Annotated in this window: 28 protein-coding genes; 25 read left to right on the forward strand and 3 right to left on the reverse strand. The window is 69.4% G+C overall.

Going from position 1 to position 26,181, the window contains the following annotated elements; translation table 11 throughout:
* The first annotated feature begins 114 nt into the window (after positions 1-114).
* Entirely contained in the window at positions 115-732 is a 618-nt protein-coding gene (locus ACIQVL_RS18970; RefSeq protein WP_403475865.1) for an AAA family ATPase, read from the forward strand.
* Between the two features lie 255 nt (positions 733-987).
* Positions 988-2,274, forward strand: a complete 1,287-nt coding sequence (locus ACIQVL_RS18975; RefSeq protein WP_403475866.1) for an acyltransferase family protein — start codon at positions 988-990, stop codon at positions 2,272-2,274.
* 162 nt (positions 2,275-2,436) lie between these two features.
* Here ACIQVL_RS18975 and ACIQVL_RS18980 read toward each other — a convergent pair whose 3' ends face one another.
* Complete coding sequence (locus ACIQVL_RS18980; RefSeq protein WP_403475922.1) at positions 2,437-3,681, reverse strand: serine/threonine-protein kinase; 1,245 nt, start codon at positions 3,679-3,681, stop codon at positions 2,437-2,439.
* A gap of 282 nt (positions 3,682-3,963) precedes the next feature.
* On the opposite strand from ACIQVL_RS18980, the gene ACIQVL_RS18985 reads away from it, so the two are divergent.
* From ACIQVL_RS18985 to ACIQVL_RS19025, 9 genes are all read left to right on the forward strand, one after another.
* Entirely contained in the window at positions 3,964-4,548 is a 585-nt protein-coding gene (locus tag ACIQVL_RS18985; RefSeq protein WP_403475867.1) for a TerD family protein, read from the forward strand.
* A gap of 387 nt (positions 4,549-4,935) precedes the next feature.
* A complete protein-coding gene (locus ACIQVL_RS18990; RefSeq protein ID WP_403475868.1) occupies positions 4,936-5,211 on the forward strand; it encodes a hypothetical protein in 276 nt (91 codons plus the stop codon).
* 297 nt (positions 5,212-5,508) lie between these two features.
* Entirely contained in the window at positions 5,509-5,715 is a 207-nt protein-coding gene (locus tag ACIQVL_RS18995; RefSeq protein WP_403440010.1) for a hypothetical protein, read from the forward strand.
* Between the two features lie 329 nt (positions 5,716-6,044).
* A complete protein-coding gene (locus tag ACIQVL_RS19000) occupies positions 6,045-7,520 on the forward strand; it encodes a sialidase family protein (RefSeq protein ID WP_403475869.1) in 1,476 nt (491 codons plus the stop codon).
* 483 nt (positions 7,521-8,003) lie between these two features.
* Entirely contained in the window at positions 8,004-9,215 is a 1,212-nt protein-coding gene (locus ACIQVL_RS19005; RefSeq protein WP_403475923.1) for an alkaline phosphatase, read from the forward strand.
* Between the two features lie 2,529 nt (positions 9,216-11,744).
* A complete protein-coding gene (locus tag ACIQVL_RS19010) occupies positions 11,745-12,872 on the forward strand; it encodes a hypothetical protein (protein WP_403475870.1) in 1,128 nt (375 codons plus the stop codon).
* A gap of 160 nt (positions 12,873-13,032) precedes the next feature.
* Entirely contained in the window at positions 13,033-13,302 is a 270-nt protein-coding gene (locus ACIQVL_RS19015) for a hypothetical protein (RefSeq protein ID WP_403475871.1), read from the forward strand.
* 218 nt (positions 13,303-13,520) lie between these two features.
* Positions 13,521-13,838 (forward strand): hypothetical protein, encoded by a 318-nt coding sequence (locus ACIQVL_RS19020; protein WP_403475872.1) that lies wholly within the window; start codon positions 13,521-13,523, stop codon positions 13,836-13,838.
* Positions 13,828-14,229 (forward strand): hypothetical protein, encoded by a 402-nt coding sequence (locus ACIQVL_RS19025; RefSeq protein WP_403475873.1) that lies wholly within the window; start codon positions 13,828-13,830, stop codon positions 14,227-14,229. Before ACIQVL_RS19020 ends, ACIQVL_RS19025 begins: the two co-directional genes overlap by 11 nt.
* Positions 14,230-14,426: 197 nt before the next feature.
* On the opposite strand, the gene ACIQVL_RS19030 is transcribed toward ACIQVL_RS19025, so the two are convergent.
* Together ACIQVL_RS19030 and ACIQVL_RS19035 are read right to left on the reverse strand one after the other, a co-directional pair.
* Positions 14,427-15,674: an XRE family transcriptional regulator gene (locus ACIQVL_RS19030; protein WP_403475874.1), complete on the reverse strand. Its 1,248-nt coding sequence runs from the start codon at positions 15,672-15,674 to the stop codon at positions 14,427-14,429.
* 158 nt (positions 15,675-15,832) lie between these two features.
* On the reverse strand, positions 15,833-16,204 hold the full coding sequence (locus tag ACIQVL_RS19035; protein WP_403475875.1) for a GntR family transcriptional regulator: 372 nt from the start codon (positions 16,202-16,204) through the stop codon (positions 15,833-15,835).
* A 778-nt stretch (positions 16,205-16,982) separates the two neighbouring features.
* On the opposite strand from ACIQVL_RS19035, the gene ACIQVL_RS19040 reads away from it, so the two are divergent.
* From ACIQVL_RS19040 to ACIQVL_RS19105, 14 genes are all read left to right on the forward strand, one after another.
* Positions 16,983-17,756 carry a DUF4097 family beta strand repeat-containing protein gene (locus ACIQVL_RS19040; RefSeq protein WP_403475876.1) on the forward strand — a complete coding sequence of 258 codons (774 nt, stop codon included), beginning with the start codon at positions 16,983-16,985 and terminating at the stop codon, positions 17,754-17,756.
* Positions 17,757-17,783: 27 nt separating this feature from the next.
* Positions 17,784-18,233: a transcriptional regulator gene (locus tag ACIQVL_RS19045; protein WP_403475877.1), complete on the forward strand. Its 450-nt coding sequence runs from the start codon at positions 17,784-17,786 to the stop codon at positions 18,231-18,233.
* Positions 18,234-18,401: 168 nt separating this feature from the next.
* The gene (locus tag ACIQVL_RS19050; RefSeq protein WP_403475878.1) at positions 18,402-18,689 is read left to right on the forward strand and encodes a hypothetical protein; all 288 of its coding nucleotides are present in this window, start codon (positions 18,402-18,404) and stop codon (positions 18,687-18,689) included.
* Positions 18,686-19,702, forward strand: a complete 1,017-nt coding sequence (locus tag ACIQVL_RS19055) for a DUF2637 domain-containing protein (RefSeq protein ID WP_403475879.1) — start codon at positions 18,686-18,688, stop codon at positions 19,700-19,702. The genes ACIQVL_RS19050 and ACIQVL_RS19055 overlap by 4 nt, the downstream gene beginning before the upstream one ends.
* On the forward strand, positions 19,699-20,349 hold the full coding sequence (locus ACIQVL_RS19060; protein WP_403475880.1) for a GGDEF domain-containing protein: 651 nt from the start codon (positions 19,699-19,701) through the stop codon (positions 20,347-20,349). The genes ACIQVL_RS19055 and ACIQVL_RS19060 overlap by 4 nt, the downstream gene beginning before the upstream one ends.
* Positions 20,349-20,762 (forward strand): RRQRL motif-containing zinc-binding protein, encoded by a 414-nt coding sequence (locus ACIQVL_RS19065; RefSeq protein ID WP_403475924.1) that lies wholly within the window; start codon positions 20,349-20,351, stop codon positions 20,760-20,762. The genes ACIQVL_RS19060 and ACIQVL_RS19065 overlap by 1 nt, the downstream gene beginning before the upstream one ends.
* A gap of 2 nt (positions 20,763-20,764) precedes the next feature.
* A complete protein-coding gene (locus tag ACIQVL_RS19070) occupies positions 20,765-21,082 on the forward strand; it encodes a hypothetical protein (RefSeq protein ID WP_403475881.1) in 318 nt (105 codons plus the stop codon).
* Positions 21,073-21,405: a hypothetical protein gene (locus ACIQVL_RS19075; RefSeq protein WP_403475882.1), complete on the forward strand. Its 333-nt coding sequence runs from the start codon at positions 21,073-21,075 to the stop codon at positions 21,403-21,405. Before ACIQVL_RS19070 ends, ACIQVL_RS19075 begins: the two co-directional genes overlap by 10 nt.
* 80 nt (positions 21,406-21,485) lie before the next feature.
* Positions 21,486-23,714: a cell division protein FtsK gene (locus ACIQVL_RS19080; RefSeq protein WP_403475883.1), complete on the forward strand. Its 2,229-nt coding sequence runs from the start codon at positions 21,486-21,488 to the stop codon at positions 23,712-23,714.
* A gap of 140 nt (positions 23,715-23,854) precedes the next feature.
* On the forward strand, positions 23,855-24,130 hold the full coding sequence (locus ACIQVL_RS19085) for a hypothetical protein (protein ID WP_403475884.1): 276 nt from the start codon (positions 23,855-23,857) through the stop codon (positions 24,128-24,130).
* Positions 24,127-24,321, forward strand: a complete 195-nt coding sequence (locus tag ACIQVL_RS19090) for a hypothetical protein (protein WP_403475885.1) — start codon at positions 24,127-24,129, stop codon at positions 24,319-24,321. Before ACIQVL_RS19085 ends, ACIQVL_RS19090 begins: the two co-directional genes overlap by 4 nt.
* 14 nt (positions 24,322-24,335) lie before the next feature.
* Entirely contained in the window at positions 24,336-24,929 is a 594-nt protein-coding gene (locus ACIQVL_RS19095) for a hypothetical protein (RefSeq protein ID WP_403475886.1), read from the forward strand.
* On the forward strand, positions 24,926-25,720 hold the full coding sequence (locus ACIQVL_RS19100) for a hypothetical protein (protein WP_403475887.1): 795 nt from the start codon (positions 24,926-24,928) through the stop codon (positions 25,718-25,720). Before ACIQVL_RS19095 ends, ACIQVL_RS19100 begins: the two co-directional genes overlap by 4 nt.
* A gap of 15 nt (positions 25,721-25,735) precedes the next feature.
* Entirely contained in the window at positions 25,736-26,116 is a 381-nt protein-coding gene (locus ACIQVL_RS19105; protein WP_403475888.1) for a hypothetical protein, read from the forward strand.
* Positions 26,117-26,181: the final 65 nt, after the last annotated feature.

Consider the following 26,181-nt stretch of genomic DNA (forward strand, 5'->3'; position numbering starts at 1 on the left):
CGCCCCGGCGGGAACGGCCTGCGTGTGGTTGCGCGTGTCCCGCCTGGGATGATCACGGCAGCACATGCAGCTCAGCGTCGCGGCTGTCAGGCCGCCGGGCGGAAGGACGGCACCATGGCAACCGAGGCGGGCGCGCAAACGGCGGACCCGGCCCACGCGCGCATCCCCGACACCCCGGTCGGCGGCAAGGTCATCCTGCTCAACGGCCCGTCCAGCTCCGGCAAGACCAGCATCGCCCGGGAACTTCTCGACATCCTCGACGGGACGTGGTTCCACCTCCCGGTGGACGCCTTCCACGCCATGCGCTGCAAGCGTGAGATAGCGGACGATGATCTCCAGGCCGAGATCGACCGCACCGTAAAGGGCTTCCACCGCGCCGTCGCCGGCATGGCCGCAGGCGGCAACAACGTCGTCGTCGACTACCTGTTCAGCCGTCGCTGGCGGCTACTGGACCTCCTGGACCTGCTCGTGCCCGAAGACACCCTGCTGGTCGGCGTCCGCTGTCCGCCGGCCGAGCTGGAACGCCGCGAGATCGAGCGCGGCGACCGGCAGCGGGGACTGGCCGCCATGCAGTACGGCCAGGTGCACTCCCACGAACTGCATGACATCGACGTCGACACCAGCCTTCACAGCCCGCGGGAATGCGCTCTTCGCATCCACCGCTTCCTGCCGGACCGACCGCGTCCCACCGCCTTCGAGACGCTCCGACGGACACTGCGGACGCCGGACTGATCGACCCCGTTCCCTGAAGCAGCCGTGGTGGTCGGCTTCCCTCTGGCTCTCGGCAACGTGCCGCAAGCTCTCCTTGCGGGCGGCGGGCGGCGGGCGGCGGGCGTTGGCCTCGATCGCCGGCAGCCGCGGGACCTGGGCAAGGCCGGGGCAGCGCACCCGGCACATGGGTTGCTCAACCGTGGGATCCGTCACGCGGCCGGGGAGGGGCGGGGCGATTCCGTGTGATCCTGCGGCGCGCGGGCAGACGCAGCCGTCATGAGCACCCTCTATCGGAGCACGACCACGGAGGCCACGGAGCCGGGCCCGGACGCGCGGGCGGCCTCTCCGCCGGGCTCTCCGGCGGTCTCCCCTCCGGTCTCGCCTCCGGCCTCTCCGCAGGTCTCCCCGGCGGCGGAACGCGGAAGAGGTGACGGGCGGGGCTTCTCGGCGGCGCTGCGTGGCGGTGGGCGGGTGGCGGGGCTGGACGGACTGCGTACCGTCGCGGTGGTGCTGGTGATCGTGTACCACGTGCTGCCCGACCCGCTGCCCGGCGGCTCGGTGGGCGTGGACGTGTTCTTCACGATCAGCGGTTTCGTCATCACCCGGCTGCTGGTAGCGGAGTACGCCCGTACCGGCCGCATCGGGCTGTGGTCGTTCTACCGGCGGCGGTGGGTGCGGCTGGTGCCGGCCCTGCTGGTGATGTGCGCGGTCACCGCCGTGCTGGCCGTGGCGTTCGCACTGCCGTTGTTCCGCGGGGTGTGGATGGCGGTCGCGCTCGCCGCGGGGTCGGCGGTCAATCTCGTACGGGCCGGGGAGCCCGGGGCGTACTCGGGTCTCACCGCGCCGTTCGGCCACACTTGGTCCCTCGGGGTGGAGGAGCAGTTCTACCTGGCCTGGCCGCTTCTGCTGCTGGTTCTGCTGCGGCGCGGGCGCGCACGGGCGGTGCTGTGCTGCGTGGCGGTGCTCTGCGTGCTGCCGGTGATCTGGCGGACGGTGCTCTGGGACCCCACGGCGGCCCACCGCATCTACAACGGGCCCGACACCCGCGCCGACCAGCTGCTCGTCGGCGCTCTGCTGGCCCTCGTCCTGGCCCGGCTGCGTGCCGACGACCCCCGCCTGGCGGTGCTGCGCCGGTGGGCGGGACGGCTGTGCTGGCCCGCGCTCGCGCTGCTGGCACTGATCGTCCGGCAGATCCCGATCACCGGGGCGAGCGGCTGGAATCCCGTCTGGTACACGGTCGGCTTCCTGGCCGCCGCGGTGCTGTCGGCCTGCGTGGTGGCCGCCCTGGAACTGTGCCCGCGGTCATGGCTCTCCCGCCTGCTGTCGTCGGCGGTGCCGGCCTGGGTCGGGCGCAACCTGAGCTACGGGATGTACCTGTGGCACTACCCCGTCCTCCGGCTGCTCTCCGACCTCGGGGTGCGCGGTGGGCGGCTGCTCTCCGCGGGCCTCGCGGTGACGCTCCTCGCGGCCCTCGCCTCGTACGCCCTCGTCGAACGGCCGCTGTCGCGACGCAGTCGGCTCCGCGCACGCGGACCGGACCCGGCCGTCGTCGCGGCGGCCTGAGACGGCCCGGCATCCTCCCCGCCCAAGCGGCCTGTCGGCGTGGGCACATGGGCCACGGCGTCCCGTCGTCGCCGTACCGGCCGTCTGCCGGCTCGCTGACGCCGCCGCCACCGGACTGCGGTGGCGGTCGCCAAGGCGTCCGGCGATCGATGTGACGCGGGTTCAGCCCTCGTCGTCGCCGTGCTCGTTCTTCTCCTTCGGGGCGTCCGGCTGCCCGTTCGGGCCGTCGGTCCTGCCTGCCCGGGGCTGCGGGGCCGGGCTCGCGCTGTGCGTCTGGTCCGCCGGTGGGGTGTCGGCCGAGCTCCGGTCGGGGGAGAACCATGCGATGCCGAGCAGCAGCGCCCCGAGGAAGATCACCACGGCGGCGAGGGCGGTCAGCGTCCTCGACCGGCGGGTGGACAGGGCGCTGCCGCCTGCCCGCTGTCGGCGCCGGCCCCGGTGGGCCGGAGCGGTGCCCGCGGCGGACGGGAAGGCATAGGTGGTGACGGAGCCGGGGGCCCCGTGCGTCCCGGACCGGGTCCCCGGGAACGCCGCCAGGGTGCTCGGACGCGGCTCCGGTCCGGGCCGCGGTGCGGCTGCCGGGAGGGGTTCGGGGCGTCCTCTCCAGGAGCCCGAGGCGAACCACTCGGCCGTCCGGCGCGCCGTGGGGCGGTCCTCGGGCCGCTTGGCGAGGAGACCGAGCAGGTAGTTCTCGAAGGCGGGCGGCAGCCCGATGCCCAGCTCGCGCGGCGGCACGGGGGGCGTGTCGAGGTGGTGGTGGAGGACGGCGATGGCGCTCTCGGCTTGGAACGGCACCCGTCCGGTGAGCAGCTGGTAGAGCACACAGCCCAGCGAGTAGACGTCGGACGGCGGTCCGGCGGGCTGGCCCAGGGCACGCTCGGGGGCGATGTACAGGCTGGTCCCGACGATCTGACCGGTCGCGGTGAGCCCGCCGGCCGGGTCGTCCATGAAGCGGGCTATGCCGAAGTCACCGATCTTCACGGATCCGACGGCGTCGAGGAGAAGGTTGCCGGGTTTGATGTCCCGGTGCACGATGCCCTGTTCGTGTGCGACGGCCAGCCCGGCGGCCGCCTGGGCGGCGATCCGGGCGACCTCCTCGGCCGGCAGGGATCCCGCCTGGGCGAGCACGCGCTGGAGGCTGTCGCCCTCGACCAGCTCCATCACCAGGAACAGACGGCCGTCCTGCTCGCCGAAGTCGACGACGCCGACCACGTGCGGGTGCCGGAGCCGGCCCGCGGTCTGGGCCTCCAGGCGGAAGCGGGCGGCGGCGGTGGGATCGGTGTTCTGGGTGAGCAGCAGCTTGACCGCCACCGGTCTGCCGCGCATCTCGTCGTACGCCCGCCAGACCTCTCCCATCGCGCCTCGCCCGATGGCGGTCTCCAGCCGGTACCGGCCCGCTATCAGCACCTGTTGCTTCACCCTCACACCGCGAGACGACTCGACCGCTGTCGGCCATGTCCCTCTAGGGCAACGGGTGTTGGTGGGATGCCGCAGCTTCCTCACTCTACCGGCGGGCCACCGGCTCCCCGGCTGGTTCTGCCGCCCGGCCGCACCGCTCTCGCACCGCGCTCGCGGCGATATGGGTGCGACTGTGTTCAAAGCGTGCTCATGGCCCCGTCATGTGGAACCGCGAAGGTGCCAGGCAGACTCTGCGTGTTGAAGTCCCTCTGCGACGAGAATGAGCCAAACATGATCACACTCACGAAGGAAGACGGACCGGCGGACCTGGACGGGGTGACCCACCTGTCCATCGGGGTCTCCTGGGATCCCACGGCCGGCAGCAGCGGCGGCGTGCTGGGCAAACTGCGCCGCCAGAGCGGCACCGACCTCGATCTGATCGCCATCGCCATGCAGGGCGCCGACCCGGTGCGCCTGGCGGGTCTCGACTCGCTCGACCCCATGGGCAACGGCGCGATGGTCCACAGCGGCGACAACCAGACCGGGCGCGGGGACGGCGACGACGAGACGGTGACCGTCGAGTTCGCCCGGATCCCGCCCAACATCACATCGATAGTGTTCGTGGCCGCCGCGTACAAGAAGGGCAGTTCCTTCCAGAAGGCGCGCAACATCAGCTTCAAGGTCTACGACTCGACCGGTGGCAGCTCCCAGCAGGTCGCCGACATCTGGCCGAGCCTGCTCACCCAGGACAACGGATGCGCCGTGGCCAAGGCGCAGCGGGTCGGCACCAGTTGGAAACTCGAGGTGATCAACGTGACGGGAAAGATCAAGCAGGGGGACGAACACGCCCTGATGCGTTTCGCCGTCAGCAAGTAGGACGCCTGGTTGCGCGGGGCTCGGGGGGCACCTGCGCCACGGGTCTGGCGCGGCCCATGGCTCCGGAACGCAGGCACCCCCCCCTACCGACGAACTGGGACTCGGCACCCCCCACCGCTCCCGGGCACAGGCCGGGCGGGACGCTGGGCGGTCCGGCTCGGCGCGGCCGCTCCCGGATGCCCAGGACGGGCGGCGGAGAGGATGCGACGCTGGAGTGAGGGGCCCGCGAGCGGAGGTCCGCGTGCCTGCCGTCCGGTCCGGGCCCTGTCGGCCCGCCGGCCGGAGGGCACCTCGCACCGAGCGGCGTCAGGCGGCCCCACCGCGTGGATCCGGCCCGCCGGGACCAGGACCGCGCGGCCGACCCGTCCCGGAAGGCAGGTGCATCCCATGCACACGTCGACCCGTATCGCCGGTGCCCTCACCGGCCTGGCCCTCATCTTCGGTGGTGCGGTCCTCGCCGCTCCCGCGGCCCGGGCGGACATCCCCGCCTGCACGAAGATGGCCGAACTGGCCGGTGCCACCGCTTCCGACTCCGTCACGGCGGCCTGCGGCCGCGGCGTGGTCGGAGACCTGCAGAGTTGTGTGACCGGGCTGACCGGGGCCGGAGTGGCGGGCGGCGCAGCGACCGGTGCCTGCCGGGCGGCCGCCCACGAGCCGCGTTAGAACACCGCGCACGGCAGCCGCCCACCGGCACCGTCGACGCAGCCGCCGCAGGCAGGTACGGCCCGCACACGGCAGCCGCCCGCCGGCACCGTCGACGCAGCCGCCGCAGGCAGGTACGGCCCGCACACGGCGCCCGGCCCAGCCCCTCCTGGCCGCCCGCCCAGTCCTGCTCAGCCCCGCTTCGCTCCGCCTCGCGAGCCTCATGCGGAACGCCCATGCTGAGGAAGAGGGCGCCGTCGTCCTGAGACTTGTCCTTCCCGAAGGCCGAACGAAGGCGCCTGAGAGAAGGAGGAAGTCATGCGCGTACGCAGAATCCTGGGCCTCGTCCTGGCCGCGGCAACCCTGGTCGGTGTGAGCGCCGTCGGCGCTGTCGGCGCCGGGCCCGCCTCGTCTCCGAACATCTCCAGAGACGACTGCACGGCCGCCGACGGACGGATCGTTGCACGCGCCTACGCCGGCTACGTCTGCGAGCTGCCCGACGGGACCACACAGACGATCACCTGACCGGTCGCCGCACGGCCGGGCGACCGGCACGCGGCACGCGGCGCACGGCCCGCTCTGTGGACCCCCGTGGACCTACGAGGAGACGGCGCCGTAACAGCACAACCCAGGGAGCCGACCGGCACGGTGCACCCGCCGGTCGGCTCCGCCGTGCCCCTCGGCAACCCCGGGGACGACTCCGTCGTTCGGCCCATCAAGGACACCGGCCGCAACGCCGATGAGGACCGAGCGGAGTCGCCCCCACCCTCGCGTTCCGGTACGCCTCCGTGCCCCAGTCCGCCCCGATGACGGCGGTCCCGCACCCCGGCCGACAGGCCCGGAGGAGATCACGCATGCGCGTCTTCCCGCTGCCCCTGACCGCTGCCACCGCCGCCGCGCTCCTGCTGGTCACGGCCACCGGCGCGACGCCCGCCGCGGCAGACCGGAGCTCCGACGGCGCACCCCTGGTCAAGGTGTCCCGCGGCGACCCGTACGCGCAGTGCACCATCGGAGCGAGGTCCCCCGACAGCGTCGTCTACCCGGGCACCGAGGTCGAGCCGTACCTGTCCGTCGATCCACGCGACTCCCGGCGCGTGGTCACCGTGTTCCAGCAGGACCGCTGGAACGACGGCGGCGCCCGTGGCCTGGCGGCCGGCTGGACCACGGACGGCCACACCTTCCACCGGAGCACGCTGCCGTTCAGCCTGTGCGCCCCCGGCGGCGCGGACTACGAACGGGCCACCGACCCCTGGGTGAGCACCGGACCGGACGGCACGGTCTACGCCGGCGGCGAGGGCGTCGACTTCACGAAGAGCACGCGCACGGCCCTCCTGGCCGTCACGTCCCGTGACGGCGGCCGCACTTGGCGGAACCTGACCACCACGCACGTCGACGAGCAGCCGTTCTTCAACGACAAGCCCTCACTGACCGCCGACCCGATCCGCAAGGGCACCGCCTACCAGGTCTGGAACCGCCTCGACAACGACCCGCCGGGGCCCAGCTCCCTCGACGGTCCCGGTTTCATCTCCGTCACCCGAAACGGCGGCCGCACCTGGAGCAGGGCCCGGCCGTTCGTCGACACCGGCTCCGTGCCCAACACCCAGACCATCGGCCATCTGATCGTCGCCGACCGCCGCACCGGCACCCTGTACGACTTCTTCGACCGGATCACCTACGCCGACGACCTGAGCACCGTCGTCGAGGCCCGCTACGAGATGGTCACCTCGACCGACGCCGGAGCGACCTGGAGCGCCCCGGTCACCGTGGCCCGGGACACCTCCGTACCGGAGGTCGACCCGAACGACCCCGCCAGACCGCTGCGCGCCGGGTCCACCCTGCCGAGCCCGGCCGTCGACCCCAGGACGGGCACGCTGTACATGGCCTACGAGGGCTCGGACTTCTCGGCCGGAAAGTTCGACTCCGTCCAGCTCGTGCGGTCCACCGACGGCGGACGCACCTGGGGGACCCCGGAGCTGATCAGCCCCGAGGGCGTGCCGGCCTTCTCACCGTCGATCGCGGTCGACGAGCGGGGCACGGTCGCGCTCACCTACTACGACCTGCGCTTCCTGGAGCCCGGCAACACCACCACCCTGCCCACCGCCTACCAACTGGCCACGCTGCGGCACGGAGACCCGAAGCTCCGGACCGAACGCCGGATCTCCCGGATCTTCGACTGGCTGCAGGCGCCGTTCGCCGGGGGCTACTTCCTCGGCGACTACCAGGGCCTGGCGGCGGACGGCAAGGGAGTACGGGCGGTACTCACCGAGGCCAACTCGGGCGCACCGCAGAACCGTACCGACGTCTACTCCGGCACCTTCCCCACCCACTGACCCAGACGGCCGCCGGGCCGCCGGGGCGCCGGGCCGCCGGGGCGCCGGGCCGCCGGGGCGCCGGGCCGCCGGGCCGCCGGGGCGCCGGGCCGCCGGGGCACCGAGTCGCACTGTGCGCAGGAGCGCCCCGCCGCGCCTCGGTCGGGGCACCAGCCAGCTTGATCTTCACCCGTCCGGGTGGCACCTCACGCTCCGCCATTCGAGTGACAGTGCCGTCGGGTGCGGGGGCCCGGCCGGATGCGGGGTCGTCCGTCCTCGCGTGACCTGTCCGAACAAGTGCGGGGCCTGCGCCTTTACCTCCCGGTGGCGATCTCGTCGTGTACCGGTCATCTGCTCTTGGTCAAGATCCTCCAAAGGGAACTTATGTTCGCGGTCAAGCAATGGGCAAGAACAGTAACGGAGGACGTTGTGTCCCTGGATGTTCGTAGGGCTCGGCGGTTCGCCGCTCCCGCAGCCGCCGCGGTCGCCGCTGCGGTCGTGACGATGGTGGTCAACCCGACGCTGGGCGCGTCGGCCTCGACTCCGCAGGCCGCGGCGAAGACCCCGACCGCCAAGAACGTCATCTTCATCAACGGCGACGGCATGGGCGCCGCCACGCGCCAGGCCGCCCGCCTGCACCTGGCCGGCATGGGCGGCCAGCTCGCGATGGACAAGCTCCCCACCTCGGGCCAGCTGACCACCGAGCCGGACGACCCGAAGGCCGTCGTCACCGACTCGGCCGCCGCGGCGACCGCGTGGGCCACGGGCGAGAAGACCTACAACGGCGCGATCAGCGTCGACGTGGACGGCAACCCGCTGGCCACCCTCGGCCAGCAGGCCAAGGCGGCCGGCAAGGCCACCGGCCTGGTCACCACCGCGCAGGTCACCGACGCGTCGCCGGCGGCGTTCTTCGCGAACACCGCCAACCGCTCGGCGCAGGACGAGATCGCCCGCCAGTACATCGAGGTCAGCAAGCCCGACGTCATCCTGGGCGGTGGCGAGGACTGGTGGCTGCCCGCGGGCAGCGCCGGCGCGTTCAAGGACCAGCCCGCCGAGGACCCGTCCGAGGCGAGCAAGGGCACCAAGGGCAACCTCATCGCCAAGGCCGAGAAGGCCGGTTACTCCTACGTCTCCAGCGCGGACCAGCTCAGCCGCGCCAAGGGCGGCAAGCTCCTCGGTCTCTTCGCCAACGAGGAGATGTTCCAGCAGCGCGCCGAGGGCCAGGGCGACGTGTACAGCCCGGTGGTCGGCCTCTCCACCATGACCAGCAAGGCCCTGAGCACGCTGGACAAGAACAAGAAGGGCTTCTTCCTCATGGTCGAGGAAGAGGGCGTGGACGAGTTCGCCCACGCGAACAACGGCACCCGCGTCCTGCAGTCCATGCAGGAACTGGAGAAGGCGGTGGCCGTGGCCCGTGCCTACGTCGCCACCCACCCCGACACCCTGCTCGTCGTCACCGGCGACCACGAGACCGGTGGCCTGGCCGTCGAGGACTCGGACGCCGCCGACGAGTCCGGCACCGGCATCTCCGCCGAGGACGGTCCGTTCAGCATCCGCGGCAGCGACAAGAGCTTCTACATCGACTGGACCACGTCCGGCCACACCGGTGTGGACGTCCCCGTGACCGCGGCCGGCCCGCTCTCCGACCGCTTCACCGGCAAGCACGCCAACACCTACGTGTACGACGTGCTGCGCCAGGCCCTGACGCGCCGCTGAACCACGCGCTGACCAACGGAGCCCCGGGGCACGATCGCCCCGGGGCTCCACCGTCCTCACGACCCGCGACCGCACCGTATCCCTGCCCACCACACCTCGGCCTGCCCGAACGGACTTCGCTGATGCGGCAGGCCAGTTCCGTGACCGAGGAGTCCCGCACCACGCTCCCCCGCCGGCGTCCGCCGCGGCCATCCCCCCACTGACTCCCCATGCCCTCCGGCAGGCCGCGCGAGCGGCAGGAAGTACTGGTCCGTGGAGCCACCCGCCCTGGGCACGTGGCGGCGGGCGAGGCCAAGGACAGCCTGGGTACGGCGTGTGCCCTCGGCTCGTCTGCGTTCGTGCAGGCGAGCCGACTCCTCGCAGCGCGGGATGCTCGTCACCACTCCGGGGGCCCGGTCGGCCGAGCAAGGCACTGACCCTGGACCAGGCGAAAGCCGTGCTCACTGCCGCGCGCCCGTCCCGTCTGTACGCCTACCTCGTGGTCCCGCTGCTCAGCGGGGTCGCACGGAAGAGGCGTGCCCCCTGGGATCATGAGCTGATGGTCCGCTGACGTCCACTCACCGCGTCTCGCAGGAGGAGCCGTGGTCGCAGGCCGCCGGAGGAAGTACACGGGCTACGGCTGCCCACGCCGGGTATCCGGCAGAGCATGCTTGCTCTGATCTACACCTCGCGCAGCACCGCAACGACGGTGTGGGCTTTCGTGGTTGCCATCCTTGTTGTGCTGGTCGTGGCTTGGTACGTCCGCCGCCGGCGATAGGCCCGACACCCGCTTTAGGAGCGAGGCTGGTCGGCTACCGGGGTGACCTGCGGATTCCCTGCCATGGGTGTTGGCCGGCGGTGTCGCTCCGGCGAACCCCGGTTCCCCGTGAGTCCCCGTACGTCCTGGCACGAGAGTGGCGCGGCCCAGACCACGCCGTGCCCCCTCGATGCGAACCACGAGCGCGGCGGTCGCTGAGGCTTGCTGGCCAGCCAGCCGCGTACGTGCAGTGATGGCGCGCTGCGGTCGTACCGGTTTGTACTTCGCTGCTGTACGGCAACCGGCTCCACCTCATTGGTCCTGCTGCCGTCGTCTACGGCGCAACCTCCTGGCCATGGCGACGGTGACGAAGAAAGTGCCGCCTACTGTCATAGGGAGTTCAGAGGCGAAGGGCCTTAGAGGGGGGTGTTCAAGGAAGGCTCGGGCGAACGCAATTCCGATCAGGGCGGCCGTCAGTGTGATCGCCCACAAGAGCAGTACCAGTAACCACGTGCTCCGAGTGCTCAGCCAAGAAGTCATTGGGTCATCATGCACCCGACATGCCGCCGACCAGAGTCCCCCTCGCTAGGAAGTCACGCCCAACACGCGCTCGCTGACCGCCTGTTGGGCACCCGCTCCCCTCAATCACGACCCGCCCCGGCTCCCATCCCGTCTGCTCGGCTCTCCCTGGGGCGATGGCAGACGGGATGGGAGCGCCCCGCGCACGCCACTGACTCGCCGGCACCCGCGAACGGCGCCCCCGCCATCTCGGAGCCTGAGCGCCCCCGCCGGAGGCTGGTTCTGACCGTGGTCGCCTTTGTACGTTGATCGACTCATGACCCGGCACGTCCACGTGGGCGCGCGTCGGCGCAGCGCAGCCGGCTTGAAAGGCGAAGCCTTGGGTTTAGTCACGCAGATAGTCACGCATACGACTCAGGGGCCTGACCCGCGATGCGGATCAGGCCCCTGACCTGGTACTACGGCGTCGGGGTGGCGGGATTTGAACCCACGACCTCTTCGTCCCGAACGCGATCAGACCCCCTTGTGACCTTGCCTCGGGGTTACTGACCTGCTCGTTCGACTCCGACACAGTCCACTACCGTCCGGGACGGTCTTAGGGTGACCACCTCATTTGGCCCCCCGTTTGGTCCCCCGGGAATGTCCCCACAGGACGCGATTCCCGCATGTCAGCGCAGCGCGACCGTGCGGTCTCTTCTCTCTTGCGGTGAAGGTTGAGCAGTCAGGACCCGCGGTGGTCTACCGCGGTGGGGACGCGTGGGTCACGATTAGAACCAGCCGGGCTACGCGTGCCGGCAGCTAGGGCCACTCGGAGGGGGACAGAGTGCGTAACCCGGACGCGATCCGACACGAATGCGCCGACTGCGGAGCGACTACCAAGGTCAACACACGGACGGGCCGCCTCTACTCACATCAACCGCCGGGGGAAGTCGCAACCTGCGCAGCCTCGGGCGAGGTCGTGGCACCTCCACAGGGCGGTGAACCGCTCCTTCTCCCACCGCTGAAGGCTGTGCAAAAGCCCGCGGTTCCCGAGCCACCCAGGCATGTAGTAGACGAACCATCGAGCAGCGTTCGGACCGTGTCCGGCGGGTTGCCGGGTCTCGGGAAACGGAGCTGACGTCGGTGGGCAACCCCTTGGGAGAGACGGAACACGTGCCCAGAGGCTTCAAGGTGAGATGTTGTTCGATTGCTTCTGAGGGGGCGACAGAGCAAAATTGATCTGCGCTGGAGTGCGACATGAGGGGGTTCTGGCGCTGTCTCAGTAGGGTGGGGGTATGGGGACGGACAGTCGCGCTTTTGGATCATGGCGCTTGCAAGGCGGGCGCTACGAGCAGCCGGGCCTGCCTGTTGAGGTCCTGGCGGAGTTCGCCAGGTATGAGCGCCTGGTGGTGGACGTCGCTCGGGGGCTCTACAAGCAGCGTCACGCATCGCGTCAACGTGTCCCCAGGGGGTTTGCTTCTTCCTTCTCGCTCCGGCTCTCAGATATCCGCAGAGGGAGCGTAATTCCGGTCCTGGAGAGGACTGCAGTCGACGCTGATGCACTCTTCGATGATCGCGACGCGGGCATTTTCGAAGAGGCGCGGATGATTATTCAAGACGCTCTTCGATCGATCCAGGATGGATCGGGCATTCCTCGAACATTTCCGCCGCATGCTTTGCGTGAGTTCTCGCGTTTCGGAAGAAGCCTGCGGGATGATGAGCTCATCGAATTCGACAGCGGAACTCCCAGTGCTGTCATTTACTCGCAGCCCGTTCGCCGTCAGATTCAGGAACAGGCGCGCCTCGAAAGGTTTGAGATTGAAACGCTAGTCTCGGGGCAAGTGGTTGGGGTTAGTGCGGATAAGGGTATTTTCGAATTCCGCCTGACTCGGGGTGATAAGGTAGTTCCTGGCCGCTTCTCTTCGGACGATATCGTTGCGGATCTAAAGCAGTATCTTGATCTCTCAACGATGGCGCCCACTGTTGCCATTAACGCGGTGGCCATTCAGTCGATGAATGAAGAGATCATCGAAATTCAAGACGTCCTGTCCATTGAGCCGGTTCTTCCACCTGGATGGTCGGAGCGTCTGGCTGAGCTGCACGATCTCGAAGCTGGTTGGCTGGACGGGGTGGGGCAGCAGGTAAGTCGCAAGGTTCTCCGTGCGGCGGAGTCGTTGCTACTGGAGTTCCTGGACGAGCAGGTTAAACGTCCTTACATCTATCCGACCGAGGATGGCGGCGTACAACTGGAGTGGCCCTATTCGGCGGGTGAAGTGACGTTGACCGTTACGTCAGATGAGAAGGTGGAAGCTTACGCGTTCTCCAAAGAAGACGATCGGGAGAGCGATCGGACGTTCCACTGGCGCCAGTTGAGCGAGATTACAGAGTTCGTGATCGGGGGGATCACTGAATATGCCGACTGATGGCTCGAACCTTCGTCCTGGTGAGTTCGAGATAACGGATCTAGAAGAGAAGCTCTGGCGTCAAGTTCATCCCATCTGGGTCCATGAAGGTCGAGTTACCAGTCAACTTTTCAGCCCCACTCCTAAAGACTCGTGTGAGCTCTCTGTGACGAGAGCCTCAGTGGTCACTGCCGAAGCTGCCCATCAGCACCACACTGAGGTGGTGGGGCTGAAGTCGATCGGCGTCTACTGCGTGGAGGTTGCCGAGGTGCAAGAGGTGGGGCTCAACGCGGTAGACGATTCTCAAGTCGACGATGGGGCGGAACGCCCTCCGGGGCATGCGTTCGTCGACTTCAAGGCGGTACCGAGCGCAAAGCAACAGAAGAGGCGTGCCAGCGCTTTGCGTGACAAGGCTGAGAAGCGCGGCTGGCAGCATGGGCCGACATCATGAGAGTCCCCTCATGTGCGCTCCGCGCTGACTGATGGTCCGCGCTCTTCAGTGATTGAGGCAATGAGGTGGATCGACACCGGAGTTGAGATTTCGGCTCCGTACGGGGGCATTGCCGTGGATCGTGTCGGATCGAGATGTTCGAAGCGATAACTGGACGAGCGACTTCCGATTGCTCGTTCTGTGTTTGATGTGAACGGATCTCGGCTACGCTCGTAGTCATGGAAGATGTCTGGTGGTTGATCGCGACGTCGCTCGCGGGAACGGTCGGCCCTATGGCGTATGAGCTGGTGAAGGGCTTCCTTCGGCGGAAGAAAAAATACGAGAAGGAAGAGAAGGACGCCGCAGATTCGAAGTCCACTCGTCCATTTTTTACTGCGAGTCCGACTTTCGGTAGAAGTTCCGTAGGGATCAATGCCGTCTACAATGAAAATTACGGCATCGATCAAAGTGGGAATGCGGTTCCGGAAGACGGTAGTGCCGAGTCCGCTGGTCAGGGTGAATCGCGCCCGCTGGGGGGTGGCGAAGATGAGCGGTGAGGCGGCACCTGTCGAAGAAAAGTCGGCGCATAAACCGGCGGTCACGGCATCTGATATCAGTGCTGCGAGTATTGCTTCTGGATCGCTGGCAATCGGATACAGCCTGGGGCCGACCATTTGGCCAGGCAAGGCGTTCATCATCGCGGCGCCATGGCTGGTCCTATTCTTGCCCTACGTGATATCTGCGGTTCTCAATGCGATGGATGCAGGTCTCAAGGAATGGCAGAAAGATAGGCATAGGGCGAAAATGGTCTCTATCGCGAACCTTGCCGAGACGGAGGAAAGTCAGCAAGAATTGATGGGCGAAGTAGCAAAGGTGGACTTGGAAAGGATTCAGCAGCTAGCGAAGAAGGTGCGCGGAGTCGACGAGAAGAAGCCCGCGAAGGAGTGAACTGATCCTCTCGGGATTGAGAGCCGTGAGGAGCCGGGACGAGTCTCTTGTCCTTATCCTCGATCAGGTTCAGCCGTTCCTTAATCTCGTCGCGTTCTGCCGTAATTGATCGGCTCGGGTGCGTTGTGCCCATTAGCGTCGATCCACCTAATTGTGTGTTGCGGTGGTTTCCTGGTTCGCCACAACCAGCAGAGCGCTCATCGGGGCATGAATCCGGGCTTCTGCTCGGCGAGTGAGTGAAGCCGTCCAAGATAGTCCTGTGCCGCTGGCTCGGCGCTGTATCGGCGCCTCATCTCGGCAGCGAGTTCGCGGCTGGTCATGATGAGCGACGGCACCGACTGCCGGTCACCTTCGAGGGCCCGCTCACCCATGATGAGCGCCTGCTCCAAGTCGCCCTCACGTGCCGCCGTGACGCCGAGCGTGACGCGGGCCTCAGCGTTGCGCATCGGCGAGCGCTCGACGCCGTCGAAGTCGGTTCCTGCCCTCAGCACCTCTTCGGCGAGCGTGCGTGCGAGCTTGTCCTCGCCGACCAGGCGGTAGCAGTCCATCGCGTAGAAGTCGAACTTGGCTGGGTCCACGACGAAGTGGTTGTCCAGGTTCTCCGGGTACGGCATCCCTTCGAGCATTCGCCGCCCCTTGTCCAAGGCGACCTCGACTTGCCGGCGGTCTCCGAGCCGCGCCCATGCCTTGGCCTCCTGGGCAGCGAGCTGCACGGCCACGCCGTGGTGCGCCGCCGTCTCGGCTCCGGCTCGCGCTGCCGCGATGACGCCGCGGTAGTCGCCAGTCGTGAGGGCGAACCACGCCCGCATCTCGTGGGCCCATCCGGCGACCTCTGCATGGTCTGCCTCGGTCGCGAGGGAGAGTGCGGCTTGTCTCGTCGACTCGGCCGCGTGCCGGTCGCCCGTGTCGTACTCGACACAGCCCACCAGGAGCGCGAGCCAACCGGACAGTGCCAGAACTTCGCGGTGCTGCGCGAGCGTGAGGCTCTTCTTATGCAGGTCGACGACACGGCGGAGCCACTGGCGCCCTTCGATGAGGAGCTGCTCGCTCGGCATGAACGGATACTCCGAGCTGAGTCGGTCGGCCGTGATCCGCAGAGCATCGAGAGTGGAGTTGTCGACGTCGGACCGGTTGAGACGGCTCACGATCTCCAGCGTCTCCATACCGGACGCTGCCAGGATCTCCCTGTCCCCGTCTCGCCGTGAGGGCGCTGGGAAGAGCGCGTGCGTCACGGTGCCGAAAAGGGCCGCAATGATCGGTTGGTAGAAGTCGTTCGGCATCTGGCCTGACTCCCAGCGCTTCCACTGGCGAATCATGCTGTCTTCCGCGGGCAGCTCCGTGGGAGCGTGCGCCCGCAGTGCCCTGACTGCGTCACGCTGCGACCAGTCGCGCGCCATCCGTTCAGCCGCAATGCGTCGCGCCCATGCGGGCCTGTCGTCGGTCATGCGCCCTCCTCCGAGTGCCTACTCCGAGTCTCGCGCGCGAGCCGGGGGGACAGGGAAGGTGACAGGGGGGTGTCACCGGACATGTCCCCACCTCCGCTCTGCCGTCCCCTGGCTGTCACTTACGTCACACCCTCCGTTACTCGCATGCTGGTTGCAGATCACGAACCACCCGGCACGGAGCGGCTTTCGAGCGCTTCGAGCCTGCCACGGAGCTCCGAGACTTGGGAGGTGAGATGTTCGAGCTGCCGCAGGACTTCGGGAAGGTCGACACCCGCGTCAGCTTCGCTGGCTTGCTGCGGATCGCGGGCGTAGCTGCCGCGGGACGTAGTCAGGATGAGCCCATCCTCACGGAGGATCGCAAGGGCTCGTTGCACCGTCATTCCCGAGATCTTGAACCGCGTGGTCAAGTCTCGCACGGAGCCCACATGGGCCCCCGGCTTGATGTCGCCACGCAGGATCTCTTGCCGCAGGATGTCGGCCGCCTGCTCGGACTCCGGTCTTGGGTCGTCTTTCGAGATTTCAGCGCTCATCACGCCATCGAGCGTACCCACCCCTAGTACGACCTAGCACGAATCCCGCGCACCCTCTTGCGCCATGGTGCGTGCTAGTACATGCTGTTACATGTCAGCACGGGGAGCCCGGAAGGGCCTCACCGGCTGGTACTCGCAAGTGCTTGACCTGCCCAAACCGGTTCGGGATTGCCCGTATGGCTGCCGCTCGCGGCGGCCCGGATGGCGACTTGATCGCACTCCACGGGCCCCCTGCTGGCCGTTCCTTGAGAATTGAACAGTGATCGTGCGGGGCTGACGCGAGAGCGGCGGTCACGGCAGGTGCCTAGGGCGAGGGTCCGGGGGCAAACCGCCGCGATGGACGAGGCTCTCCCCCTACGCGCCTGGCAGGCGCCACCCGATCCCGGGTGTGGGGAAGTACAGCGGGGCCCCAACGCACGTGGCGGGATGAGAAGACCGCCCCCGAGACGACTGGGTGAAGTCGTCTGCGGCACAGCCACCTGCACCAGCTCTGGAGAACGCCCCTTCGGGGTGCCACCTGTTGCATGCCGCCCTGCTGGCGTCAGAGCAGTGACGATGACGCGTCCGACTACCCGGCTCGGGCCGGTGCTCCTTGGTAACGGCGCACCGGTAAAGCCAGGTCACAGCCCCGGTAGCCAGCCGTGAAGGGCGCGGAATCGGATTCCGCCCGGGGCGCTCACCCGCCGCAGTTTGCGGCTCGGGTTCTCCGGAGCAGTCGCCGTCTCACCAAACGCCTGTCACTGCTCCGGCTTCCAGTCCCTCCAAATCAGGAGCTGCCATGACCGAGCGCACCTTTGTCTCCGAGTCGTCCGGCCCCGTCGTGCTGGGCCTGTCGCTGCCGGTCGGCAGCGTCCGGGTTCAGGTGCTCGATAGCCTGACCACCGCCCGCGTGGTGCTGCGCACCGACGACACCACCGGCCCGGCGGCCGACGCGATCAACCGGGCCCGCAGCACGCAGAACGGGCAGGTGTTCGGCATCGAGGTACCGGAGATGCCCGGCAACGTGATGGTGCAGAGCCGGCGCGGCAACAGCATCGTGCAGAACGTGGGCACGGTCTACGGATCGGTGACCGCCATGACCATCGTCAACGGCCGGATCGTCTCCGGCGGGACGAACAGCATGGCGACCGTCAGTCCCATCGAAGCCACGGTGGCACTGCCCCCGCATTCCTCCCTCGCAGTCGTCTCGCAGGCCGCCGACGCCGGCGTCTTCGGCTACGTCGACCGGATGGAGTTCCGCTCCGTCTCCGGCGACCTGAACGCCGACGGGGTCCGGGAGCTGCGGGCCAACACCACCTCCGGTGACATCCACGTCGGCCGGGTGACCGAGCAGGTCAACGCGCGGTCGGTGTCCGGTGACGTCGGGGTCGGGCTGTACGACGGCCGGGCCGCGACCCTGGGGACCACCTCCGGTGACATCACGATGCAGGCCACCGACGCGGCGGCCGGGTACGTGAGCGCGGACAGCGTCTCCGGTGACATCCGGATCTCCGGCGCCCGGTACCTGCGGGTGTCGGCGAACACCGTCTCCGGCAGCGTCCGCAACCGCTGAGCCCCGCTCTCGACAAGGAGTCGGCTCATGGCCGCTGCCACGTTCGCCGCTGTGTTCGTCGCCCTGTACGTCGCTCACAGCGTGGGTGACCACTGGGTACAGACCTCCTGCCAGTCCGTGACGAAGGGCCGTCCCGGCTGGTCGGGCCGTCTCGCCGTCACCCGGCACGTCGTCACCCTGACCGCTACGAAGGTCGCGGTCCTGCTCTCGGTCGCCTGGCTGCTGGACCTGCGGCTGTCGGTGCCCGGCCTGGTCGCCGGGCTCGGTATCGACGCGGTCTCGCACTGGTGGGCCGACCGGCGCACCACGCTGGCGTGGCTGGCTCGGATCACCGGCAAGGGCGAGTTCCACCAGCTCGGCACCCCTCGCGCCGGCCACGACGACAACCCGCACATCGGCACCGGCGCCTACGCCCTTGACCAGTCCTTCCATCACCTGTGGCTTCTGGTCGCCGCGCTCATCGTCACCACCGTCTGACCCCTCGCACCACCGCCCCGGCATACCGCCGCGAGGGCGCCGGATCGAATCCGGCCCGGGACACTCACCCGCCGCAATCTGCGGCTCGGGTCCTCCGGAACAGTCGCCGTCTCACCAACACGCCTGCGGCTGCTCCGGCTTCCAGTCCCTCCCACTTCAGGAGCTTTCATGCGTGCGTACATCGGCCGCCAACAGGCCGTCTCCGTCGAGGACTTCGCCGAACTCGCGCTCGGCACCCCCGTTGAGCTGTGGCTTGGGGTAGAGGGCGAGAGCGAGCAGGAGCGCGCGGCCCGTCTGGACGCGGCCCGCGACATCCTGGCCGACAACCCCGACCTTCCCGACGACCTGGTCCGCATCGCCGCGCAGGTCATCGAGGACAACCCGGACCTGTTCGACGTCGTCCCCTTCACCCGTCCCGCCCGCCGCCGTCCGGCACGCAAGGGGGTTGCGGCATGACGACGACGCCCGCCTCTGAGGTGCCCGCGTCCGGTGTGCCGCCGCTGACCCGTCCGGAAATGGGGCTCGCCGGAGTCGGCGCGCTCGCCGCTGCCGGAGTCGGCGCGCTCGGTCTGATCTCCTCCTTCGACGCTGTGTCGGCTGCCGCGCTGCGCTGGGGGTTCTCCGCTCCGTGGATGCTGCCGGTCGGTATCGACGTGGCCATTCCGGTGTTCACCGTCGCCAACCTGCTGTTGATCCGCATGGATATGGCGCTGGCCTGGGTGCGCTTCGTGCCCTGGGCACTCACCCTGATCACCTGCGGTCTGAACGTCGCCGCCGGACAGGGCGTGTGGGCCAAGGTCGCGCACGGCACGATGCCGCTGCTGTGGGTCGTGTTCTCCGAGATCGGCGCGCACATCTACGCCGTCCGCATCGGCGCGGCCACCGGCCGCCGCATGGAGAAGATCCGGTTCTCCCGCTGGCTGCTCGCCTTCCCCTCCACCTTCGCGCTGTGGCGCCGCATGACGCTGTGGGAGATCACCTCCTACTCCGAGGCGCTGACGCGGGAGAAGGAAAGGCAGTTGGCCCGCGCGGACCTGCGCGAGCAGTACGGCAAGAAGTGGCGTTCCAAGACCCCGCGCCGCGAACGCGTGATGCTGCGCATGGGCGACCTCGCCCCCGCCACCGCCGCTGTGCCGGTCGCACCCGAGCCGCAGGCCCCGAAGGTGCCGGAAGAGCCGAAGCCCGAGGCTGCCAAGCCCGCGCGCAAGAGGCCGGTCAAGGACAAGGCCACCACGCCGCAGCGCACGCCGGCCGAACTGCTCGCTGAGGCCCGCACCCTCACGGCCGACTGGCCCGACAGCCAGATCAACGGCGAGGCGCTGCGCAAGGCGCTGCACTGCGGCGCAGCTCCGGCCCGGCAGGTGCGCGATGCCCTGCTCGCTGAGCGGGCCCAGGCATACCCCCTGTACTCCGTGGACGCGTCCGACGCCACGGTGTCCGGCGACGAGGCTGAGGGAGTGGCCGCGTGAACGCCCTCGCCACCATCCTGCTGTCCGCGCTGCCGCTCGCTGTCGGGTGGGCGGTGCATGTGTGGTGGCTGCGCGGCTGCCTGAACACCGCCCGGCGTGACCCGCTCACCGGATTACGCACCCGTGACGGCTTCACCCGCCGCGCCACCGTCCTGCTCAAGGACCCGCGCGCGGTCGTCGTGCTGGCCGACGTCGATAGGTTCAAGCAGATCAACGACCGCTTCGGGCATGCCGCCGGGGACGCGCTGTTGAAGGCGACCGCCGACCGGCTCGCCCACCACGCCGGCCGCACCGGGGTCGCCGGTCGGCTCGGGGGCGACGAGTTCGCCGCCGTCCTCATCGACGACCACGGCACCGCCGCCGACATGCTCGCCGTGCTGCACGGCGTCCTCGCCCGCCCGGTCGACGGACAGGACCCGGCCGTACGCACCACCGTCTCGCTCGGCTGGGTGCGCGCCGCCGACTTCCCCGCCGACGACCTGTCCGGGCTGCTGCGGCGGGCGGATGAGGCGATGTACGCGGCCAAGCAGGGCCGCGCCGGAATGCGCCGCGCGGGCCTGGGACGGCTGTTCGCCACCGTCACCGGGCGCCGCTCCGGACGCACCGGCGCCCGCACCGATGCCCCGATCGTCACGGTGGCCGCGTGATGGCGGCCTACGGCAAGTGCTTCGACCCGTCTGGCGCCCGGTTCGGAGTGCCCACGTTCCCCTGGCAGTTCGCCCCGGACGGCTACGCCACCCGCCGCCAGCTGCGCGCCCGCGGCCTGCGGCCCGGCGGTCAGCCGGTCGCCGCACAGGTGATGCGCCATCACCGGGGACGCAAGGGCGGGGTGCAGGTCGCCTACCTCTACCGCGTCGACCTGGCCAAGCCCGTACGGCCGATGACCTCGCGCCGCTGCGGCGCGCTCGCGCGGGCGATGCTCGCCCGCCGCACCTGCCCCAAGTGCCAGGTCGTCTACAGCTACTGCCTGCCGACCTCGCTCGGCATGTGCGTGCTGTGCGCCTACCCCGACACCCGTACCGATCCGACCGCCAACAACCTTTCCATGAAGGGAAGTTGACCATGGGCAAGCCCAACACGAGTCGTCTGGATCGCGAGATCCGGCAGACGGAACGCAAGCTCGAAGCGGTCCGCAAGGGCGAGATGTGGCCGCTGACCGGCCAGGAACGGCGCGCGGTGCTCCGGGGGCTGGCCGGCGGCTCCTACAAGGTCGTGCGGGGCAAGAGCCCCGCCCGCGCGGAACGGAAGCTGGACACGCTGTGGCAGTCGGTGCAGACCCGGCTGACCGCTGAGCTGACCGCGTTGCAGAAGGAGCGGCAGCGGATCGTGAACGAGGCCGCCACCGCCAAGGCTGCCAAGAAGTCGTCGGGGTGGTGGTGAACCTGAAACGGATCACCCGTCTCTTCTGTCGCTCGGGTGACTCGTTCGGTCGGCCGCTACCCGCCGACTCCGCGCGGGTCGTCTGCCTGTCTGGCGGCAACTTCGGCGTGCACGGCGTGATCCCGGCGTCGTACGCCCGGTTCACGGTCAGCCGACGCCGGGCCTGGGGCCACGACGTCCGCGCCTATCCGACCACCGGCCGCGACGGCACCGCGTTCACGGTCATCTACACCCGCGTCGCCTACGCCGACGACCCCGGCCTTGAAGTCCTGGTCACGGTCTTCGAGTTCCCCCACGGCAGCGCGCTCCCGCCCGGAATGTAACCGCACAGGTCCGGCCGCTCACCTCCTACAGCGTCGGCCGGACCCGCTCTCCCTCACACCCGAAAGTGGAAGGAACATCAGTGAAGCACCCCGACGACGACAACGAACTCTTCAACCGACTCGAAGCCGAGATGTCGGCCGACTCCGGGGGCGAGGTAGTCGACCTCGACAAGGCGCGATCGGCCCGTACCGAGTCGGCCGACCCGATCGCCCGACCCGACGCCGACCGGTCGGCCGACTCCGACGCCGACCGGTCGGGTGCCGAGTCGGGCGACCCGACCGCGCGCGTCATGGTCGACCAGTCGGCCCCGGCCGCGACCGGTCCGGGCTATCTCGGTCGGCTCGCGTCCGCCCGGCGGCGCGCGGTGGTCCCCGAGTGGCTGCGCTCCACCACGGAGCTGCGGACTGCTGCGGCGTGGGTGGCCCAGCACTACGCGCACTCGCTCGGCTATCACGCGCTGCGCTCCCCGGTCTATGCCGCCCGCCTCACGCTTCAGGCGCCGACCGGGGCTGCCCGGTTCGTCGGGGGCACCGTGCGGTGGGTGGCCGACCGAGAGGGCGAGCCGGTCCGCCTCGCCGCCGTGCGGCGCGAGGACGCTGCCGAGTACCTGAAGCTGTCACGGCAGCGCGACGGACGGGTCCGACTGCGCACCCTGGTCGCCGTGCTCGCCATGTTCATCGGACTCGGCTCCGCACTGGCCATCTACGTGCTGGCCCCCGACTGGCTTCAGGCCCTGTCGGTCGGCGCGGTCGTGATGGCGCTGGGGGCCGCCGGCCGCAAGGCGGACGCCCCGGTTATCCACCGCGCGGTGGAACTGCCCACGGCGGTCAAGCTCACCAGTGACATCGTGCTGCGTGCGCTCGGCTCGCTCGGCATCCCCGCCATCAACCAGGCCCAGGGCAAGGGCCGTGACGGGTTCGAGTTCACCGCCCCGATCACCCGCGACGGCCCCGGCTGGCGTGCGGAGGGCAACCTCCCCTTCGGCGTGACCGTGACCGACGTCATCGAGCGCCGCGACCGGCTCGCGTCCGGCCTGCGCCGCCCGCTGGGCTGCGTGTGGCCGGAGGCGGTCCCGAACGAGCACACCGGGCACCTCGTGCTGTGGGTCGGCGATCAGGACATGTCCAAGGCCAAGAAGCCCGCGTGGCCGCTGCTGAAGTCCGGCAGCGTGGACCTGTTCAAGCCGGTCGCGTTCGGCACCGACCAGCGCGGACGCTGGGTCGAGATCACGCTCATGTACATCGCGGCCGTCATCGGCGCGATCCCCCGCATGGGCAAGACCTTCCTGCTGCGTCTGCTGCTGCTCATCGCCGCGTTGGACCCGCGCGCTGAGCTGCACACCTACGACCTCAAGGGCACCGGCGACCTGGACCCGGTCGGCAACGCTGTCTCCCACTGCCACCGGGCCGGCGATGAGGAGGAGGACATCGAGTACGCGGTGCGGGACCTGCGCGCGCTGCGCGAGGAACTGCGGCGCAGGGCGAAGATGATCCGCTCCCTGCCCCGGGACGTCTGCCCGGAGTCCAAGGTGACGTCCGAGCTGGCGAACAAGAAGTCGCTGGGTCTGCACCCGATCGTGGTCGGGGTGGATGAGTGCCAGGTCTGGTTCGAGCACGACAAGTACGGCAAGGAACTCGAAGAGATCTGCACCGACCTGGTCAAGCGCGGCCCGGCCACCGGGATCGTGCTGCTGCTCGCGACGCAGCGCCCGGACGCGAAGGCGCTGCCCACGGGCATCAGCGCGAACGCGTCGGCCCGGTTCTGCCTGAAGGTCATGGGCCAGCTGGAGAACGACATGGTGCTCGGCACGTCCGCCTACAAGCGGGGCGTGCGCGCCACCATGTTCAGCTGGGGTGACAAGGGCATTCACTACTTCGTGGGTGAAGGCTCCGACGCCCGGATCGTCGGCTCGGTCTACGTGGACGCCCCGGCCGCCGAAGCCATCGGCGCCCGTGCCCGCAAGGCTCGCGAACTGGCCGGCACGCTGTCCGGCTACGCGCTCGGGGAAGAGCCGCAGCCGGACGCGTCCAGCGCGTATGACCTGCTGCGCGACATCCTCGCCGTGGTCCCGGCCGACGAGCCCAAGGTGTGGTCCGAGACCGTCGTCGCCCGGCTCGCCGAACTGCGGGGCGAGGTCTACGACGGTTGGGACCCCGAGGGTCTGGCCGCAGCCCTGAAGCCGCACGGCGTGGCCACCATCCAGGTGGGCCGCCGGGTCAACGGCAAGGTGGTCAACCGGCGTGGCATCGACCGCTCCCACATCGTCACGGCGATTGCGGAGCGTGACGGAAACCGGGACGCGGGCTGAGGCTCCGGGGCCGCTAGCGCTAGCGGCACACCCCGCTAACGTTAGCGGCCCCGCTAGCGCCCCAAACCCGATCTGATCAGGCCGCTAGCGGATAGCGGCCCACCTGCGGAAACCCCTGAAAACCGCCCGGAGGGCCCTTCATGACCCCTGCCCTGCTCGCTATCACCCTGCTCATCGGCGTCACGCTGTGTTACATCACGGTGTGTGCGTCCTCGCCGTTCGGCAACTGCCGCAAGTGCCGCGGCATGGGCCACAAGCTGAAGACCGACCGCAAGGGACGGCTCAAGCGCGGCAAGGACTGCCGCCGCTGCCAGGCGACCGGCAAGCGCATCCGCGCCGGCCGCTGGCTCTACAACCGGTGGGCCCGCATCTACCGCGCGGGCACCGACACCCCGCGCCCGGAGGGCTCGCGATGACCCTGACCGTCTCCGCCGTGCTGCTCTTCGGCATCGCCTCCGTCATCGCCGTCAAGACCCGAGCCGCCAACGCGGGCGGCGCGGTGCTGCTGTTCCTGTTCGGCTTCTTCACCGCCGGGACCGGCGCCTACGGCCCGATTCACGACCTGGTGGCGTCCTTCGCCCGCTTCCTGTCCCAGCTCGGCAACTGACCCGAGGAGCACCCGTGAACGAACCCATCGTCGCGCGGCACTGGCTCGCCACCGCGACGCCCAAGGCCGCGCCCGCCATCGCCACCACGACCGTGCTCGCGCTGGCCCGGATCTGGAACGCCAACGGCGCCGAACACTCCGTCGGCAACGCCGTCCTCATGGGCGCGCTCTCGCTGGGGTCCGCCGCCGCTGGCGTGGTCGCGGGCAACGCAACCGGTGACTCCGTCCTCGTGGGCACTGCGTTCGCCGCCTCCGGCGCGCTCGCCTTCGCGGGCGTGGCCGGATACGCCGACGGCATGCCGCTGCCGCTGCTGCTGTGGTCCCTGGCCACCACCGGCGCCTACGCCCTCGCCGCCCGCTACTGGCGCACCGACCGCCGCGAGAGGGTCGCCTACCAGCGACAGACGAGCGAGCGGCGCGAGGAACGCGCCCACATCGAGCGTGTCGAGACCCTGCACGCCAGCACCCAGGTTGAGGTGGCCCGCGCCGGCGCCGCCTACGCCGAACAGCTCGCACAGGCACTCGTCACCCGCGCCACGCTGCCCGGCTTCGACCCCAAGGCCCTGGAAGCTGCGGGACTCCCGGAGCTCCCGCGGGGGGATCGGTGAGGTTCTACCTGACCACCCACAAACGGCATTGGGTCCGCCTCACCGACGTGCCGCTGTTCCTGAAGTCCGAGCACTTCGTCAACGCGGTCAAGCTGGATGCGGCGCGCGGCCCGTACGCGGTGGACTCCGGGGGGTTCTCGGAACTCCAGCGCCACGGCCGGTGGACACGCACCCCGCGCCAGTACATCGAGGACCTGCGCCGCATCTGGGAATGCGTCGGCCCCTACGACTGGGCCGCCCCGCAGGACTGGATGTGCGAAGACCTCATCATCCACGGCGGCACGGCCGGACCGAACGTCTTCGTCGGCACACACCTCAGCGTGCCAGAGCACATACGCCGCACTGTCGCCAACTTCCTCGAACTGCGCTCCCTTGCCCCCGAGTTGCGCATAGCCCCAGTGCTACAGGGCCGGACGGTCGCGGACTATGAGTCGTGTGCCGAGTTGTACGAGCGTGCCGGCGTCGACCTGACCCGCGAACCCACCGTGGGGCTCGGCTCGGTCTGCCGCTTGCAGTCCACTCGCGAGGGAGCGGCCATCGTGACCGCGATGGCCGCGCGAGGGCTGAAGCTGCACGGCTTCGGCTTCAAGACGCTGGGACTGGAACGCGTCGGCCACCTGCTCGCATCGGCCGACTCCGCCGCATGGAGCTATCACGCCCGCCGCAGACCCCCGCTGCCCGGCCACACGCACAAGAACTGCGCCAACTGCATCGACTACGCCATGCGCTGGCGTACCCGCGTTCTGGCCAGCCTCCCGCCCTGGCAACAGCCCTTCCCCGACGCAGCCTGACGAAAGGAAACGACGATGACGAACGCCCGCCCACAGGACCTGGCGGACCAGGCCGCCGAAGCGATCCGCAACCTCAACCACGCCATCCAGAGCGCCAAGGGAGAGCTGAACTACCCCAGCGACGCGTACGAACTGGTCGCCTCGCTCAAACAGCTCACCCAGCGTCTCCCGCAGAGCTTCGAGCAGATCTCCCGCTTCCTGGGGGCGCTCGCCAAGACCGGTGCCGTCACCGCAGACCACGGCACGCCCGATGACCACCTCGCGGAGGCCCGCTCCGGTCTCGCCTCCGCAGCGCTCATCGCCCAGACCCTCACCGACCACCTGGGCTACGCACACAGCGCACTCGGACCGATCGGCTACAGCGGCCCGATCGGCGACGCCGACGACGACCTGTAGCTACGCCCGGGGCGGGCGCCGTCTCACCACAAGCCTGCGCCCGCCCCGGTTCTCCAGTCCCTCCA

The organism is Streptomyces sp. NPDC090499 (assembly GCF_044769305.1).
GTDB lineage: Bacteria > Actinomycetota > Actinomycetes > Streptomycetales > Streptomycetaceae > Streptomyces.

What these genes read in the sequence shown, in the direction of transcription:
- ACIQVL_RS19010 (WP_403475870.1), top strand. Translation starts at nt 11,745, where the DNA reads ATGGGGACGGACAGTCGCGCTTTTGGATCATGGCGCTTGCAAGGCGGG.
- ACIQVL_RS19065 (WP_403475924.1), top strand. Translation starts at nt 20,349, where the DNA reads ATGGCGGCCTACGGCAAGTGCTTCGACCCGTCTGGCGCCCGGTTCGGA.
- ACIQVL_RS18995 (WP_403440010.1), top strand. Translation starts at nt 5,509, where the DNA reads ATGCGCGTACGCAGAATCCTGGGCCTCGTCCTGGCCGCGGCAACCCTG.
- ACIQVL_RS19005 (WP_403475923.1), top strand. Translation starts at nt 8,004, where the DNA reads ATGGTGGTCAACCCGACGCTGGGCGCGTCGGCCTCGACTCCGCAGGCC.
- ACIQVL_RS19035 (WP_403475875.1), bottom strand. Translation starts at nt 16,204, where the DNA reads ATGAGCGCTGAAATCTCGAAAGACGACCCAAGACCGGAGTCCGAGCAG.
- ACIQVL_RS18985 (WP_403475867.1), top strand. Translation starts at nt 3,964, where the DNA reads ATGATCACACTCACGAAGGAAGACGGACCGGCGGACCTGGACGGGGTG.
- ACIQVL_RS19045 (WP_403475877.1), top strand. Translation starts at nt 17,784, where the DNA reads ATGGCCGCTGCCACGTTCGCCGCTGTGTTCGTCGCCCTGTACGTCGCT.
- ACIQVL_RS19025 (WP_403475873.1), top strand. Translation starts at nt 13,828, where the DNA reads ATGAGCGGTGAGGCGGCACCTGTCGAAGAAAAGTCGGCGCATAAACCG.
- ACIQVL_RS18975 (WP_403475866.1), top strand. Translation starts at nt 988, where the DNA reads ATGAGCACCCTCTATCGGAGCACGACCACGGAGGCCACGGAGCCGGGC.
- ACIQVL_RS19000 (WP_403475869.1), top strand. Translation starts at nt 6,045, where the DNA reads ATGCGCGTCTTCCCGCTGCCCCTGACCGCTGCCACCGCCGCCGCGCTC.
- ACIQVL_RS19070 (WP_403475881.1), top strand. Translation starts at nt 20,765, where the DNA reads ATGGGCAAGCCCAACACGAGTCGTCTGGATCGCGAGATCCGGCAGACG.
- ACIQVL_RS18970 (WP_403475865.1), top strand. Translation starts at nt 115, where the DNA reads ATGGCAACCGAGGCGGGCGCGCAAACGGCGGACCCGGCCCACGCGCGC.
- ACIQVL_RS19050 (WP_403475878.1), top strand. Translation starts at nt 18,402, where the DNA reads ATGCGTGCGTACATCGGCCGCCAACAGGCCGTCTCCGTCGAGGACTTC.
- ACIQVL_RS19020 (WP_403475872.1), top strand. Translation starts at nt 13,521, where the DNA reads ATGGAAGATGTCTGGTGGTTGATCGCGACGTCGCTCGCGGGAACGGTC.
- ACIQVL_RS19040 (WP_403475876.1), top strand. Translation starts at nt 16,983, where the DNA reads ATGACCGAGCGCACCTTTGTCTCCGAGTCGTCCGGCCCCGTCGTGCTG.
- ACIQVL_RS19055 (WP_403475879.1), top strand. Translation starts at nt 18,686, where the DNA reads ATGACGACGACGCCCGCCTCTGAGGTGCCCGCGTCCGGTGTGCCGCCG.
- ACIQVL_RS18990 (WP_403475868.1), top strand. Translation starts at nt 4,936, where the DNA reads ATGCACACGTCGACCCGTATCGCCGGTGCCCTCACCGGCCTGGCCCTC.
- ACIQVL_RS19105 (WP_403475888.1), top strand. Translation starts at nt 25,736, where the DNA reads ATGACGAACGCCCGCCCACAGGACCTGGCGGACCAGGCCGCCGAAGCG.
- ACIQVL_RS19030 (WP_403475874.1), bottom strand. Translation starts at nt 15,674, where the DNA reads ATGACCGACGACAGGCCCGCATGGGCGCGACGCATTGCGGCTGAACGG.
- ACIQVL_RS19085 (WP_403475884.1), top strand. Translation starts at nt 23,855, where the DNA reads ATGACCCCTGCCCTGCTCGCTATCACCCTGCTCATCGGCGTCACGCTG.
- ACIQVL_RS19090 (WP_403475885.1), top strand. Translation starts at nt 24,127, where the DNA reads ATGACCCTGACCGTCTCCGCCGTGCTGCTCTTCGGCATCGCCTCCGTC.